Source organism: Arthrobacter sp. UYEF36 (assembly GCF_040547025.1).
Taxonomy (GTDB): domain Bacteria; phylum Actinomycetota; class Actinomycetes; order Actinomycetales; family Micrococcaceae; genus Arthrobacter.
In genome coordinates, this window is the sequence record NZ_JBEPOX010000016.1 from 40,665 (window position 1) to 55,785 (window position 15,121).

Annotated in this window: 7 protein-coding genes and 1 tRNA gene; 4 read left to right on the plus strand and 4 right to left on the minus strand. The window is 67.5% G+C overall.

What is annotated here, in order from left to right; translation table 11 throughout:
* Positions 1-6: 6 nt before the first annotated feature.
* The 3 genes from ABIB29_RS18930 to ABIB29_RS18940 form a co-directional block, all read right to left on the minus strand.
* Positions 7-2,307 (minus strand): carbon starvation CstA family protein, encoded by a 2,301-nt coding sequence (locus tag ABIB29_RS18930; protein ID WP_502915655.1) that lies wholly within the window; start codon positions 2,305-2,307, stop codon positions 7-9.
* Between the two features lie 199 nt (positions 2,308-2,506).
* Positions 2,507-3,043 carry a PadR family transcriptional regulator gene (locus ABIB29_RS18935; protein WP_354174456.1) on the minus strand — a complete coding sequence of 179 codons (537 nt, stop codon included), beginning with the start codon at positions 3,041-3,043 and terminating at the stop codon, positions 2,507-2,509.
* 130 nt (positions 3,044-3,173) lie between these two features.
* Positions 3,174-4,157, minus strand: a complete 984-nt coding sequence (locus tag ABIB29_RS18940) for an NAD(P)H-quinone oxidoreductase (RefSeq protein ID WP_354174458.1) — start codon at positions 4,155-4,157, stop codon at positions 3,174-3,176.
* Between the two features lie 171 nt (positions 4,158-4,328).
* Between ABIB29_RS18940 and ABIB29_RS18945 the strand changes: the two genes are divergently transcribed.
* The 3 genes from ABIB29_RS18945 (at position 4,329) to ABIB29_RS18955 (ending at position 10,382) form a co-directional block, all read left to right on the plus strand.
* Positions 4,329-4,416 (plus strand) — tRNA-Ser (locus ABIB29_RS18945).
* Positions 4,417-4,606: 190 nt separating this feature from the next.
* Entirely contained in the window at positions 4,607-5,416 is an 810-nt protein-coding gene (locus ABIB29_RS18950; protein ID WP_354174460.1) for a VOC family protein, read from the plus strand.
* Positions 5,417-5,813: 397 nt separating this feature from the next.
* Entirely contained in the window at positions 5,814-10,382 is a 4,569-nt protein-coding gene (locus ABIB29_RS18955; protein WP_354174462.1) for an ExeM/NucH family extracellular endonuclease, read from the plus strand.
* 176 nt (positions 10,383-10,558) lie between these two features.
* Here the strand turns inward: ABIB29_RS18955 and ABIB29_RS18960 are convergent, their stop codons facing one another.
* Entirely contained in the window at positions 10,559-12,544 is a 1,986-nt protein-coding gene (locus ABIB29_RS18960; protein ID WP_354174463.1) for an FAD/NAD(P)-binding protein, read from the minus strand.
* A gap of 119 nt (positions 12,545-12,663) precedes the next feature.
* On the opposite strand from ABIB29_RS18960, the gene ABIB29_RS18965 reads away from it, so the two are divergent.
* Positions 12,664-14,967 carry a prolyl oligopeptidase family serine peptidase gene (locus ABIB29_RS18965; protein WP_354174464.1) on the plus strand — a complete coding sequence of 768 codons (2,304 nt, stop codon included), beginning with the start codon at positions 12,664-12,666 and terminating at the stop codon, positions 14,965-14,967.
* Positions 14,968-15,121: the final 154 nt, after the last annotated feature.

The following is a 15,121-nucleotide window of genomic DNA, read 5'->3' on the forward strand; positions in this document are numbered from 1 at the left end:
TCCGCATTAATGGTGGGCGGCCTTCTCGGCCCGTTTGTCCGCCGGCAGCTGGTTCCACTTGGCCATAAGCTCCCGCTCGGATGCCGTGGGAACCGGGCCGGCCGGGGCGAAGACCCGGGCCGGCAGCGCCGGATCCTCATTGCTGGTGTTCGCCACGCCGGCCTTGGCGTTGCGGAACGCCCTGGACGTGGCGATCAGGGCCGTTGTGATGACGATGATGCTGAGCACCACGAAGATGACCGAGAGCCAGCCCTGGATCGCGGTGTTGCGGACCACGGCTTCCATGGCCTGGACGGTCTTGGCCGTGCCGAAGGAGGTTTTGCCCTCCTCGAGTGCGTTGGAGAAGGCGGCGTTGTTGGCGAAGTAGCCGACTGCCGGGGTGGAAGAGAAGATCTTCTGGTAGCTCGCCGTGATGGTCACGACGGCTGCGAAGGCCATCGGGAGCGCCACAATCCAGAGGAACTTGAAGGAGCCCTTCTTCGCAGCGATGGCGAGGCAGACTGACAAGGCGATGGCCGCCAGCAACTGGTTGGCGATGCCGAACAACGGGAACAGCGTGTTGATGCCGCCCAGCGGGTCCGTGACGCCCATCAGCAGCACGGCGCCCCAGGCACCGACCATGACGGCGGTGGCGAGCCAGGCGCCGGGACGCCAGGAGTGCTCCTTGAACTTCGGGATGAAGTTGCCGATCGAGTCCTGCAGCATAAAGCGGGCAACGCGCGTGCCGGCGTCGACAGCGGTGAGGATGAACAGCGCCTCAAACATGATGGCGAAGTGGTACCAGAAGCTCATCATGGCGGTGCCGCCGATGAACTGCTGCATGATGTGGGCGAGGCCCACGGCGAGGGTCGGGGCGCCGCCGGTGCGGGATACGATGCTGGCTTCGCCGACGTTGGCGGCCGTCTCGGCCAGCATGTTGGGGCTGATGTTGACGCCGGACAGTCCGAGGCTGTTGACCCAGGCGGCAGCGGTTTCCACGGTGCCGCCGGTGAGGGCCGCCGGTGCGTTCATTGCGAAGTAGAGTCCGCGGTCAATGGAGATCGCCGCAACGAGGGCCATGATGGCCACGAAGGACTCCATCAGCATGCCGCCGTACCCGATGTAGCGGGTCTGGCGTTCCTTTTCGATCAGCTTCGGCGTGGTGCCGGAAGCGATCAGTGCGTGGAATCCGGAGAGCGCACCACAGGCGATGGTGACAAAGAGGAACGGGAACAGCGCGCCCGGGAAGACCGGGCCATTGTCTCGGCTGGCGAATTCGCTGAAGGCCGGGACCGAGATTTCCGGACGGACCACGATGACGGCCAGGGCCAGCATCACGATTACGCCGATCTTCATGAAGGTGGAGAGGTAGTCTCGCGGAGCCAGGAGGAGCCAGACCGGCAGGATGGCGGCGATGAAGCCGTAGATGATGATGGCCCAGGCGATGGTGACCTTGTCCAGCGTGAAGAGGGCGTCGCCCCATTCGGTGGCGGCGACGGCGCCGCCACCGATGATGGCGGCCATGAGCAGCACAAAGCCGATCAGCGAGACTTCCATGATCTTGCCGGGGCGGATGAAGCGCAGGTACACGCCCATGAAAAGCGCGATCGGGATGGTCATGCCGACGGAGAAGACGCCCCACGGGCTCTCGGCCAGGGCGTTGACGACAACGAGGGCCAGGATGGCGACGATGATCACCATGATCAGCAGGGTGGCGATCAGCGCGGCGGTGCCGCCGATGACGCCGAGTTCCTCGCGGGCCATCTGGCCCAGTGAGCGCCCGCCGCGGCGCATGGAGAAGAACATCACAACGTAGTCCTGGACGGCTCCGGCGAACACCACGCCGATGATGATCCAGATGGTGCCGGGGAGGTAGCCCATCTGGGCAGCGAGGATCGGGCCGACGAGGGGGCCGGCGCCGGCGATAGCGGCGAAGTGGTGGCCGAAGAGGACGTTGCGGTCCGTTCGGACATAGTCCTTGCCGTCGGCTTTGTACTCTGCGGGGGTGGCCCGGCGGTCGTTCGGCTTGAGCAGGTAGCGCTCGATGACCTTGGAGTAGAAGCGGTAGCCGATCAGGTACGTACACACTGCGGCGAACACGAACCAGATGGCGTTGACTGTTTCACCGCGGACAATCGCGAGCATGAACCATGCCACGGCGCCCAGCAGGGAGATTGCCGCCCAGATTGCGATCTTGGTCGGCGTCCATTTGCGCTCTTCGGCTTCGCGCAAGGACTCGTCCACGGCCGTGGGCGGCAGCGTCGGATCGGGCGTGATGCCGTCGTCGACGAGTAAGTTTTTTGGCGTGCCATCCGGCATTGTGCCCATGTCTCCTCCTTGAGAAACCCCAACCGGGCAAATCCACTCGACAGATGTGCCCCAAGGCACCCTACCAACGACGGCGATTCATGGGTATGGGTTTGCGGTAGGCGGTGCCGCGGAGTCGTTGAACGGTTGGGCCAGCGCGCCGAACGGCGGGGCGTTACCGCCGGGTGGTACTCGCTGGTAGTAGCCGCACGGGCGGACGTCAGGCGGATGGACCTGCCAGCTGCATGAGCCGGGCCTCGCAGAGGTCGAGCCACCGCACCTCGGCCTCGGTCTGGAAGATGAGTGAGTCCAGCACCAGCAGCCGGGCGGTGTCAGCCGACCGGTACTGGGATGCCGTATCGCGCCGGGCCTTGGTGTAGTCCTGCAGGGCCCGGATGGATACGGCGCGCTGGGCTTGGATGGCTGCGCCGACGTCGACGCCGGGAAGAGTCAGCCCGAGGGCGAGCTTAATGGCCAGTTCATTCCGGGGAGGGCTGGTCCGCGGGACCGGAGAGGTGAACCAGTTGCCGACTTCTGTGCGGCCCTCGGGGGTGATGGTGTAAACGACGTGGCCCTCGCCGTCGGCACCGTCCTTGCGGACAAGTCCGTCGCGCTCCAGGCGATCAAGGGTGGTGTAGACCTGCCCGATATTGAGGGGCCAGGACGATCCGGTGCGTTCCTCGAATTCGATCCGCAGCTGGTAGCCATAGCGCGGCCGGTCCCGCAGGAGGGCGAGGAGGCTGTGACGGATGGACATGATGCTCCCGAAGGGTAGCGGGACGACAGCATACACGCGCCCCAAGACGCGTGTATACCGCGTATGGAATTACATTACAGTCATTTGTAATGCCGAAGCAATTCGAGATATGCCATAACTGGAATACCTGCTACAGGACCAGCAGGATCTTTCCCACATGGTCGCCGGAGTCGAAATACCGGTGCGCGGCCACGACCTGCTCCAGTGGAAAGGTCTTTGCCACCAGCGGCCGGATCCGGCCGTCGGTCAGCAGCGGCCAGACAGCGTCGCGGACGGCATCCATGATCACGCTCTTCTCCTCCACGGGCCGCGGGCGCAACGCGGTCGCAATGATCGCAGCGCGCTTGCCCAGCAGCTTGCCCAGGTCCAGTTCACCCTTGGCCCCGCCCTGCAGGCCAATCACCACAAGCCGCCCGTAGTCCGCCAGCGCCTCCACGTTCTGTGTAAGGTACTTGGCCCCGACGACGTCGAGGATAACGTCCGCGCCCTTGCCGCCGTTCTGAGCCCGCAGGCTCTCCGGGAAGTCCTCCTCGGCGTAGTTGATCGCGATGTCGGCACCCAGGAAGGCCTTGGCGGTGCTGACTTTCTCCGCGGTGCCCGCTGTGGTGGCGACAACGGCTCCGAAGGCTTTGGCGAGCTGGATGGCCATGGTGCCGATGCCGCCGGTTGCCCCGTGGATGAGCACGGTCTCGCCCGGCTGCAGCTGCGCCGTCATGATCAGGTTGGAGTAGACCGTCGCCGCCACTTCCGGCAGGGCTGCGGCGGTGACGAGGTCGATGCCGTCAGGGACCCTCAGGACCTGCCCGGCCGGAACGGCCACCTGCTGGGCGTAGCCGCCGCCAGCCAGCAGGGCGACGACCTTGTCCCCCACAGAGAACGGCTTGGCGACGCCGGGCCCAAACCCGGCGATCCGGCCCGAGACTTCCAGCCCGGGAATCTCCGAGGCCCCGTGCGGGGGCGGGTAGTGGCCCTTGCGCTGCTGGACGTCGGCGCGGTTGAGTCCCGCGGCGACGACGTCGATCAGCACCTCTCCGGCGCCGGGCACCGGGGGCGGGACCTCGCGGACCACCAGGGCCTCGGGTCCGCCCGGCTCGGAGATATAGACAGCCTTCATGGAGAACTCCCGATTCCTAACTCATCTTGCTGCAGCTTCTCGCAGGGACGCGCGTGCGGCACACGACATCCGAAGCGCCTTCTCCCAGAGTAGGCGGAGGAGTTACCCCTGTCCGCGAGCGCAACCGCGTTTTTTGTTGCTGCCGACTGCCTATGAAACACTACTCGTTAGGGAAGGTTGTCCGAGCGGCCGATGGAGCTGGTCTTGAAAACCAGTGTGCGGTAACCCCGTACCAAGAGTTCGAATCTCTTACCTTCCGCGAATAGCCCCCGGTTCCCTCTTATGGCGGAACCGGGGGCATTTTTGCGTGCCGGGCCGGCGGGAGGCAATCAACCGGAGCCATTGAAACCGGCGGTGCCCGGGAATAGTCTCTGTGTGTCTTCACCACCCGCATGAATCGGTCGGCCTGCCGGCTCGACCCGGGCCGCAGAGCAGAGAAGGAGCCCACAATGCCTACACCGGACCACACCAACGGCGCGCCATGCTGGATCGACCTGATGACCTCCGATACCGGCAAGGCCAAGGCGTTCTACGGTGAGCTGTTTGGCTGGACCTTCGAGACGGGCGACCAGGAGAAGTACGGCGGGTACATCATGGCCGAGAAGAACGGGAAGCCCGTTGCCGGCATGATGCAAAAGGACGAGGCCATGGTGGGCATGCCGGACATGTGGAGCACGTACCTGCGCTCGGATGACGCGGCGGCCACCGTGCAGGCTGCTTCCCACCACGGCGGACAGGTCTATCTGGAGGCCATGGACGTTCCGGATCAGGGCCGCATGGCGATGATCGCTGATTCCACCGGGGCATCCATCGGCGTGTGGCAGCCCGGCGAAATGAAGGGCTACGGGCTCGCGGCCGACCCGGGCACGCCCGCCTGGCACGAACTCCACACCACGGACTATGGCACCGCGGTGAAGTTCTACCAGGACGTGTTCGGGTGGGACACCGACGTCATGAGTGACACCCCCGAATTCCGCTACACCACGCTGGGAGCCGGGGACACTGCCCAGGCCGGCATTCTGGACGCCTCGGGCTATCTCCCTGCCGGGGTCCCGTCCAACTGGCAGGTCTACTTCGCGGTGTCCGACACGGACGCCGCGATCGAAAAGGCCATGTCAATGGGCGCCCAGGTGATCGACGGGCCGGACGACAGCCCGTTCGGGCGGCTGGCCACGCTTGCTGACCCCACCGGCGCCCTGTTCAAAATCGTTGCAGAAACCGCGCAGCCAGGCGCCGACGCCGGGCCGCAGGGCACCTGAGCATCCCGGGCGAACCTCGGGAAAAGCTGCGGAAAAACTTCGGAAAATCCTTGCGCAAAACTGCCGTGGGAATACCGGCCAGCCGCTTCAGTGGCGGTTACCGGCCGGTATTCTTTTGCCATGCCCGCCGCCTGGGCGTCGGGCAGACTGAACTGACGCAGGTCAGAAGCTTCACCACCTCCGTTGCCGGGACGCACCGTTCGTGTCCCGTGACGGCTGTGACGCGTTCCGCTGGGGGACGTCTCGCCGAATGCACATGCAGGACACACCGTGTTCATTCACCCCTGTTTTGATGTGCCGGGAACTGCTTGACCAGGAGCAACGACCGGCGGTCCGCGGCATCGCGCGGGCACCTTCCACCCAGCCCTACCCGGGCACCTAATGAGAGTTAGAGCGGATGAAACACATACCTTGGAAGACCGCGCTGGGCACAGCGCTGTCGGTGGGGCTCATCGCAGCCCCGCTGGCCGCTGTGCCGGCGTTCGCCGTGGAGGCCACCCCGGCAGCGGCCGGCAGCTCGCCAGTCATCATCAACGAGGCGTACCTCAGCGGCGGCAGCGCCGGAGCCGCTTTCAAGAACAAGTTCGTCGAGCTTCACAACACCTCCGACGCCCCGGTTTCACTGGACGGCTGGTCCCTCCAGTACCGCTCCGCGTCGGGAACCGGCGTCCCGAGCAGCGTCGTACCGCTCACCGGCACCATTGCGGCTAACGGCCTCTACTTGCTCAAGGGTGGGAGCAATGGCACGGCCGGACTGGACCTGCCGGCCGCTGACTCCACGGCCACGGGATTCAACCCTGCCATTGGCGGCGGAACAATAGTGCTGGCGAAGCAGGCAACCGCTGTCACAGACCTCGCCACCGGGTCCGTCGTGGAACCGGCCAACGTGGCCGATCTCCTCGGTTACGGCAGCTCGCTGACCTTCGAAACTTTGGCGGCCAAAGCGCCGTCGGGCACCGGCGACGTCAAGAGCCTGAACCGCAGCAACGGCGTTGACAGCAACAACAACTCCGCGGACTTCACCCTGAACGCCACGATCACCCCCAAGGCCCCGAACGGTGCAGCCACCCCGGTCGATCCCCCTGTCGATCCCGGCCCCGTCACTCCCCCCGCCGCCAGGACCATCGCCGAAATCCAGGGCGACGGCGTCGCGAGCCCGCTCGTCGGAACCTCGGTCATCACCCGCGGCAAGGTCACCGCGACGTTCCCCACCGGAGGCTTCGCCGGCTACTACATCCAGACCCCCGGCACCGGCGGCGACCTGGGCCCGGCGAACCACACGGCGTCGGACGCCCTCTTCGTCTTCTCGGCCGCCACGGCCGATTCCGTGCAGATCGGCGATTACGTCGAGGTGACAGGCACCGTCAGCGAATACTTCGGCATGACCCAGATGACGGTTGCCGCTGCGGCGGACTTGAAAAAGCTGACCGAGGCGGCTCCCGAGGTCAAGGCCACTGGCTTTGCCCTCCCCGCCGAGGAAGCCCTCCGCGAAGCGCTCGAAGGCATGCTGCTCACCCCGCAGGGGCCCGTAACGGTCACTGACAACTACTCGCTGAACCAGTACGGCGAAATCGGCCTGGCCGGAGGCACCACCGCGCTGGAGCAGCCCACCGCCGTCGCGCCGTACGGCTCGGCCGAATACACCGCCACCGTCGCCGCCAATGCCGCCCGCGGCATCAAGCTCGACGACGGCGCCACCACCAACTTCCTCAAGGACGCCGGAACCAAGGCGCTGGAACTGCCGTACCTGACCACGGCGGACCCCGTCCGCGTGGGCGCACCGGTGAGCTTCAAGACCAACGTTGTGCTCAACTACGCGAACGGCTCCTGGAAGTTCCAGCCGCTGACCCACCTGACCCCCGCCAACGCGGAGGCCGTCCAGCCCGTCAGCTTCGGCGCGACCACCCGCACGGAGGCTCCGGCGGCTGTGGGAGGCAACCTCAAGATTGCCTCGTTCAACGTGCTCAACTACTTCCCCACCACGGGCGATCAACTCACCGGGTGCACCTACTACACGGACCGCGCCGGCAACCCGATCACCGTCCGCGGCGGCTGCGACGCCCGCGGCGCGGCCAACGCCGAGAACCTCCAGCGCCAGCAGGACAAGATCGTCGCCGCCATCACCAAGTCCGGCGCCGACGTCGTGTCCCTCATGGAGATCGAGAACTCAGCGCAGTTCGGCAAGAACCGTGACGACGCCCTGGCCAAGCTGGTCGATGCCCTGAACATCGCCACACCGGGGATCTGGGACTACGTCCGCACGCCCGCCAACGCACCCCCGCTGGCCGACGAGGACATGATCCGCACCGCCTTCATCTTCAAGAAGTCCGCAGCGGAGCCGGTGGGCGAGTCGATCATCCACAACGACACTGTGGCGTTCGCGAATGCCCGCAAGCCGCTGGCCCAGGTCTTCAAGCCGGTCGGCGCCGCCGATGACAAGAAGTTCATCGCGATCGCCAACCACTTCAAGTCCAAGGGCTCAGCCGCCACTCCGGAGGACACCGACAAGGGCCAGGGTGCCTCGAACCTCGCCCGCACCGCACAGGCCCGGTCCCTCCTCGCGTTTTCCAACGAGCTGCAGACTGCCAAGGGCACCGACAAGGTCTTCCTGATCGGCGACTTCAACGCCTACGCCAAGGAAGACCCGATCAACGTCTTCACGGCCGCGGGTTACGTCAACCAGGACGAAAAGGCCCGGAACGCCGATGGCTCCGCCAAGCACTCCTACCTCTTCGGTGGCCTGGTGGGCTCACTGGACCACATCCTCGCCTCACCGGGCGCCAACGCCATCGTCACCGGCGCTGACATCTGGAACATCAACTCCGTGGAGTCCGTGGCCCTGGAGTACAGCCGCTACAACAACAACGTGACCGACTACTACGCTCCGGACCAGTTCCGGGCGAGCGACCACGATCCGGTGGTGGTGGGGCTGGACCTGAAAGCCGGCACAGCCATTCCCGCCAGCGTCGAGTTGAACTTCCTTGGCATCAACGATTTCCACGGCCGTATCGATTCGAACACCGTGTTCTTTGCGGGCACCATCGAGAAGCTGCGGGCCGCGGCTGCCCCCGGCGCCACCGCATTCCTCTCCGCCGGCGACAACATCGGCGCGTCACTGTTCGCCTCGGCCGTTGCCCAGGACCAGCCCACCATTGACGTGCTGAACGCCCTTGAGCTGCGGACCTCGGCCGTGGGCAACCACGAGTTCGACGGCGGCTGGGCGGACCTGCGCGACCGCGTCATCGCGGGCGGCAGCAACGCCACGTTCCCCTACCTGGGCGCCAACGTCTACAAGAAGGGCACCACCGAGCCGGTCCTGCCGGAGTACACCGTGCTCGACATGAACGGCGTCAAGGTCGCCGTGATCGGCACGGTCACGCAGGAGACGCCGTCGCTGGTCACTCCTGCCGGCATCGCCTACCTTGAGTTCGGCGATCCCGTCGACGCCATCAACCGCGCCGCCGCGAAGATCAAGGCGGACAACCTTGCCGACGTGATCATCGTGGCAAACCACGACGGCGCCGGTTCCGGTGTGCCCGAAGGCTCCACCCTGGAGCAGGAAGTCGCCGCCGGCGGCCCCTTCGCCAGGATGGTCACCGAGGTCACCCCGGATGTTGCCGCGATCTTCAACGGCCACACCCACAAGCAGTACTCCTGGGATGCCCCGGTCCCCGGTGTTGGGGGCAAGACCCGCCCGATCGTCCAGACCGGCAACTACGGCGAGTTCATCGGCCAGATCCGGCTGACCATCGACACGGCAACCATGGCGGTCACCGGCTACACGGCCGGCAACGTCAAGCGCACCACCTCGGCTGACCAGCCGGCAGCCGACCTCGTGGCCGCCTACCCGCGGGTCGCCGCCGTCAAGACCCTCGTTGACAAGGCGCTGGCCGACGCAGCAGTGGTCGGCAACCAGCCGGTCGGCTCGGTGACCGCGGATATCACCACCGCGTTCACGCCTGCCACCGCCACCACCCCGGCAACGCGCGATGACCGTGGCAGCGAGTCCACCCTGGGCAACCTGGTCGCGGACTCCCTGGTGGATTCACTCAAGACCCCGGAACTCGGCGGCGCCGAGATCGGCGTCGTCAACCCGGGCGGCCTGCGCAACGAGCTGTACTACGCCCCGGACGGGACCGTCACCTACGCCGAGGCCAACGCGGTCCTGCCGTTCGTGAACAACCTGTGGACCACCTCGCTGACCGGCGAGCAGTTCAAGACGCTCCTGGAGCAGCAGTGGCAGACCAACCCGGACGGCACGGTTCCCAGCCGCGCCTACCAGCAGCTCGGCCTGTCCAAGAACGTCAACTACACCTACGACGCCGCCCGCGCCGCCGGTGACCGGATCACCTCGATCCGGGTCAACGGCGCGCTGATCGACCCGGCGCAGTCCTACCGGATCGGAACGTTCAGCTTCCTGGCAACGGGCGGCGACAACTTCCGCATCTTCAAGTCCGGCACCAACACCAAGGACTCCGGACTCGTGGACCGCGACGCGTGGATCAAGTACCTGCAGGCACAGAGCCCGGTCTCGCCGGACTTCGCACGCCGCTCCGTTGCCGTGGTGAACACCACCGCCGCCGAGGTCAAGGGTGGGGAGGCCATCACCCTGGCCGTCTCCAAGCTGGACCTCGCCTCGCTGGGCAGCCCGGTGAACACCTCGCTGCGCGCCGAGTTCACGGATGCGAACGGCACCGTCACGGACCTGGGCTCGGTACCGGTCTCCGCCGGCGCCGCCACGGTGGATGTGAAGGTTCCCGCCGGAGCAGCAGCCGGCACGGGCACCCTGGTGCTCACCGCCGTCGAATCCGGCACCGTGGTGAAGACGGCCGTCCTGGTCGCAGCCAGCGTCCCGGCCCCGCCGACGTGCACCGCGCCGGTCAAGCCCAAGAAGTCCGCGGACCTCGTGGGCCAGGTGAACTACGGCAAGGCAATGGCCGCCTACCGCCACTGCCTCAAGGGCTAGCTTCGTAGCCCCGCACCAGTGAGCATGCCCTCCCCCGGGCTGCAGCAATGGACATATAGCCCATATGTCCATTGCTCAGCCCGGACGGAGGGCATGCTCATTTTTCGTGGGCCCGGCAGGAGGGCATGCTCATTTTTCGTGGGCCCGGCAGGAGGGCATGCTCATTTTTCGGGGGGCTAGCGTCCGAGGATGGCCCGGGCAATCTCGTCGGCGTCCCGCAGGGTGCGCTGGCCGCTGCGGTACACGGGTCCGCTCTGCTGCCGGGCCTCGGCCGCGATGGCAGTGCCCCACTGCACCGCGGACAGCTGCAGGCCCATGACATACAGGCCTTCGGTCACCGAGCCGTTGGCGCCCAGCGGCCGGTAGGGATGCGGCGCCACGTCCAGCCCGGACGTCGGCACGGGCGCCCCTTCCACCGTCATCATGAGCCGCGGGCGGACGAGGCCTTCGGCGAGCAGCTGCTCCAGCAGGGGCGATTCGTTGACCGTGACCATGTTGGCCGGCGCCAGCGCCTCGATCATGGCCACGGCCTGCACCACCTCCCCCCGACCGTCTTCCGCGCCGTTCCCCACCCAGGGCGAGACCGCCGTGAACGTCCCCGCCTTGCGGTCCACTCCGAACTTCGGGTCCGGGCCGACGAACCGGACGACGCCGGCACTGACCAGGGCCGCGAGCTGTTCGGCCCGCAGCGCCGGCGGACCGCTGGCCAGGCCTTCGACGAAGGATTCGAACCAGCCGCGGAGGCCCGCGACCCAGGATTCATCGGTGATGCCGCCGTCCGCGACGGCGGTCTTCAGCACCGCCCGGCCGTGGTGCAGGGCGCCGATGGTCATCTTCACCGGGTCGTCCTCGCCCAGCGCGGAACGCCTGGCGTCATCGAGGAGATAATCGACGACGGCGTTGTCGAGTTCCGCCCGGGATCCGAACGACCTCCCGGCCAGCGGCGCCGCGAGTCCCAGCAGGTTGAGGCGGTGGGCGGGGCGGACGTGGATCTCCAGCACGGAGTCCACCACATCGTCCCATTTCGCGGCCGAGTGCGCGTGCGGACGGAGGGCCTCCTCCAGCGCCTGCAGGAACTCCTTCGGGTCCGTCACGATGGCGCCCGGCTGCGAGCGCGCCAGCGTCGAGTAGTAGGCCCAGAGGGCGTCGCGGTGCAGGAGCGGCCAGAGGTCATGGTCGAAGGCGGGCCGGATTCCCGTTTCCGCGAATTTCGCCAGAGCTCTTTCGGTGCAGTACCTCAACGTCACGGCGTCGGGATAGTAGCCGGCCAGGGTCGCCTTGGCCCGGTACGGGGTGCCGCGGCGGGACGCTGCGATGATGAGCGGTTCGCGGCCCGAGGGAAGGTAGCGGAGTCCGCCGTTTTCGCCGGGCAGGAACCGCCCGCCGCGGCCTTCGGTCAGCTGGCCCATGGCGTCGAAGAAGTTCAGGCCCATGCCGCGCACCAGAACCGGTTTGACCGCCGGCACCTGCGCCCAGTCGACGTCAGCCGGAGCCGCCGGAGGCAGGTACAGCAGCCCGAGGTCCTGCGCCGCCGCCTGGAGTTCGCGTTGTTCGGGGTTGAGCCGCGATTCCAGGTGGCCGAGGGCCAGGACCACGGAATCGACGGTGAGGACCGCGCCGTCGGCCAGTCCGACGTCGAACCCCACCCGGTTGTCCGCGGCCTCCCCGGCTCGGGGCGCGGCAGCATGGCGGACGGAGGTCGCCGTCGTGTCGTGGAATTCCACCGTGGCGCCGGCGGGGAGGCGGGACAGCAGTTCTTCCAAGGTGGAGCGCAGGTAGCGCCCGTACAGGGCCCGGCTGGGGAAATCCGCCGCACCCAGCCTTGAGAGTTCGGCACGTTCCTCGGCCGAGAGGCAGGGGTGGGGCTGTTCCCGCTGCAGTTCACGCCAGCGGTCGAAGGTGTGGCCGGCGAGCGGCCGTGCGAGGTCGGGATCCTCGGGAATGACGGTGGGGTAGAACGACTGCGTGTTCATCAGGTAGAGCCGGGACTGGCCGGGCTGCCAGACGTGTCCCGGCCCCGCCGGATACGGGTCGATAACGTCGATGTGCAGGGTGTCGTCCGGTCCGGCAGGCACCCAGTTGGCCAGCAGCCGCTCCAGTGCGCTGGTGCCCCGGGGACCGGCGCCAATCACTGCCGTCCGGATGCTCTGCGATATGCCCACGGCATCCAGCGTATCCGCTACTGGCCCGCAGCCCGGACCCGGGTGAGGGACCCTGGACGGGTTCCGCCGGGCTACGGCTTGACTTGCTACTGGCGCACCGAAGTTGCTTGGATGGAAAAATGACCACCGCTGAAGCTGCTCCCCCGCCCGCGTCCGACCGTCCCGCCGCGAGCGCCCCCGCGGACACCGCAATGGGAACCGCGCCCGACCCCGTTGACGAGAACATCTGGCTCGAGGAGATCTACGGCGAGGAACAACTGGCTTGGGTCCGGGAGCAGAACGCCCGCACCGAGGAGCTGCTGGAGGATGCCGAGTACACGGCGCTGGAGGGCAGCATCCTGGAGGTGCTGGACTCCACCGACCGGATCGCGATGGTGGGCAAGCACGGCGGCTGGTACTACAACTTCTGGAAGGACCGGGAGAACCCGAAGGGCCTGTGGCGCCGGACGAGCTGGGACAGCTACCGCGGCGGGGCCCCGGAGTGGGACGTCCTGCTGGATGTGGACGCGCTGGCCGCGGAGGAAGGCGAGGAGTGGGTCTTCCACGGCGCCAATTTCCTGCGCCCGGCCGCCGGCGAGCCGCACCGGCGGGCGCTGCTGGCACTCTCCCCCGACGGCGGCGACGCAAACCGCTACCGCGAGTTCGACGTCGAGTCCCGCAGCTTCGTGGACCCCGCCGCCGGCGGCTTCGACCTGCCGACCGCGAAAGGCAACGCCTCCTGGCTCGACCCGGACACCCTGCTGGTCTCCTCCACCGCCGAGGGACTGCCCGCCACCACGTCCTCCTACGCCCGGACCGGCGTCAAGCTGCGCCGCGGCGGATCTCTGTCCACGGCGGAGCGGCTGTTCGACATCCCCGAGGACCACATGATGGCCCTCGTGGCGCATGATTCCACCCCGGGTTACGAGCGGACCTTTGCCGTGGACTGGATCAGTTTCTTCGAGAAAACCACCTCGGTGCTGCGCGACGGCCGGTGGGTGCAGCTCGATGTCCCCCTGGACGTCAACCTCAGTGCGCACCGCGAATGGCTGCTGTTCCGGCCGCAAAAGGACTGGACCGTCGGCGCGGTGACCCACCCGGCAGGATCCCTGCTCGCTGCCGGCTTCGAGGATTTCCTGGCCGGCAGCCGGGAGCTGTCCGTGCTGTTCACCCCGGATGAGCACACCTCCCTGCAGTCCTGGAGCTGGACGCGGGACTTCCTGCTGCTGAACCTGCTCCGCGACGTCTCCTCGGAGATCCGGGTCCTCGATCCGCGGCAACCCGGGACGGACACCGCCTGGGCTTCCACGGTGCTGGACGCCTGCCCGCCGCTGCACGATGTCAACGCCTACGCCGTCGACGACGAGGACACCGCCATCGGCTCGGACGACGACTCGGACGATGACGGTACCGACGGCGCCGCACCGCCGGCCGAGGGAGAGGCCCCCGGCGCCGGGAACGACTTCTGGCTCGTGGCCACCGGTTTCACCACCCCGAGCACCCTGACCCGCGGCACCCTGACGCGCACCGCCCGGGGCGGCGTGGACAGCACGCACGAGGTGATCCGGTCCTCGCCGTCGTTCTTCAACGAAGACGCCTATGAGGTCCAGCAGCACTTTGCCGTGTCCCAGGACGGCACCCGGGTGCCGTATTTCCAGGTGGCATCCAAGGGCCTCGTGCTGGACGGCCAGAACCCCACGCAGCTGTCCGGCTACGGCGGCTTCGAGATCTCCCGGACCCCCGCCTACAGCGGCGCGGTCGGCCGTGCCTGGCTGGAACGCCGCACCCAGGAATCCGCCGGGCACGAGGGGGATGCCCCGCACACCCGTGGCGGGGTCTACGTCGTGGCGAACATCCGCGGCGGCGGCGAATACGGCCCCTCGTGGCACCGCGCGGCGCTGCAGGACAAGCGGCACCGGGCCTACGAGGATTTCGCTGCCGTGGCGGCCGACCTGATCTCCCGCGGCGTGACCTCCCGCGAGCGGCTCGGCTGCGTCGGCGGATCCAACGGCGGCCTGCTGGTGGGGAACATGCTCACCCGGTATCCGGACCTCTTCGGGGCGGTCTCCTGCGGGGTGCCGCTGCTGGACATGCGCCGCTACACCAAGCTGTCCGCCGGGTACTCCTGGATTGCCGAGTACGGCGATCCGGACGTTCCCGAACAGTGGGACTTCATCAGGACGTTCTCCCCATACCACCTGCTCCGGGACGGGGTGGACTACCCGGAGACGTTCATCTGGACGGCCACCTCGGACGACCGCGTGGGACCGGTCCAGGCGCGCAAGATGGCCGCCCGCATGCAGGCGATGGGCATCCCCAACGTCTGGTTCCACGAGGCCCTGGAAGGCGGGCACGCGGGCGCCTCGGACAACCGGCAGGCCGCGGCGCTGCAAAGCCGCAGCCAGCACTTCCTCTGGCGGGCCCTGGCGGGCCGGAGCGCCTGACCTCGGGCACTCCCCCGGCATAGCCACGCGGGGTCACTTTGCGCCCATACCGCGGCCCCGGGGGGGGGGCAAATGTGCCCCCCGGGGGCGGGTTTGACAGGCGTGGCCCCGGTGCGGGTGCCTGGGTGGGGGGGTTTTAAACAATGGTGTCGGT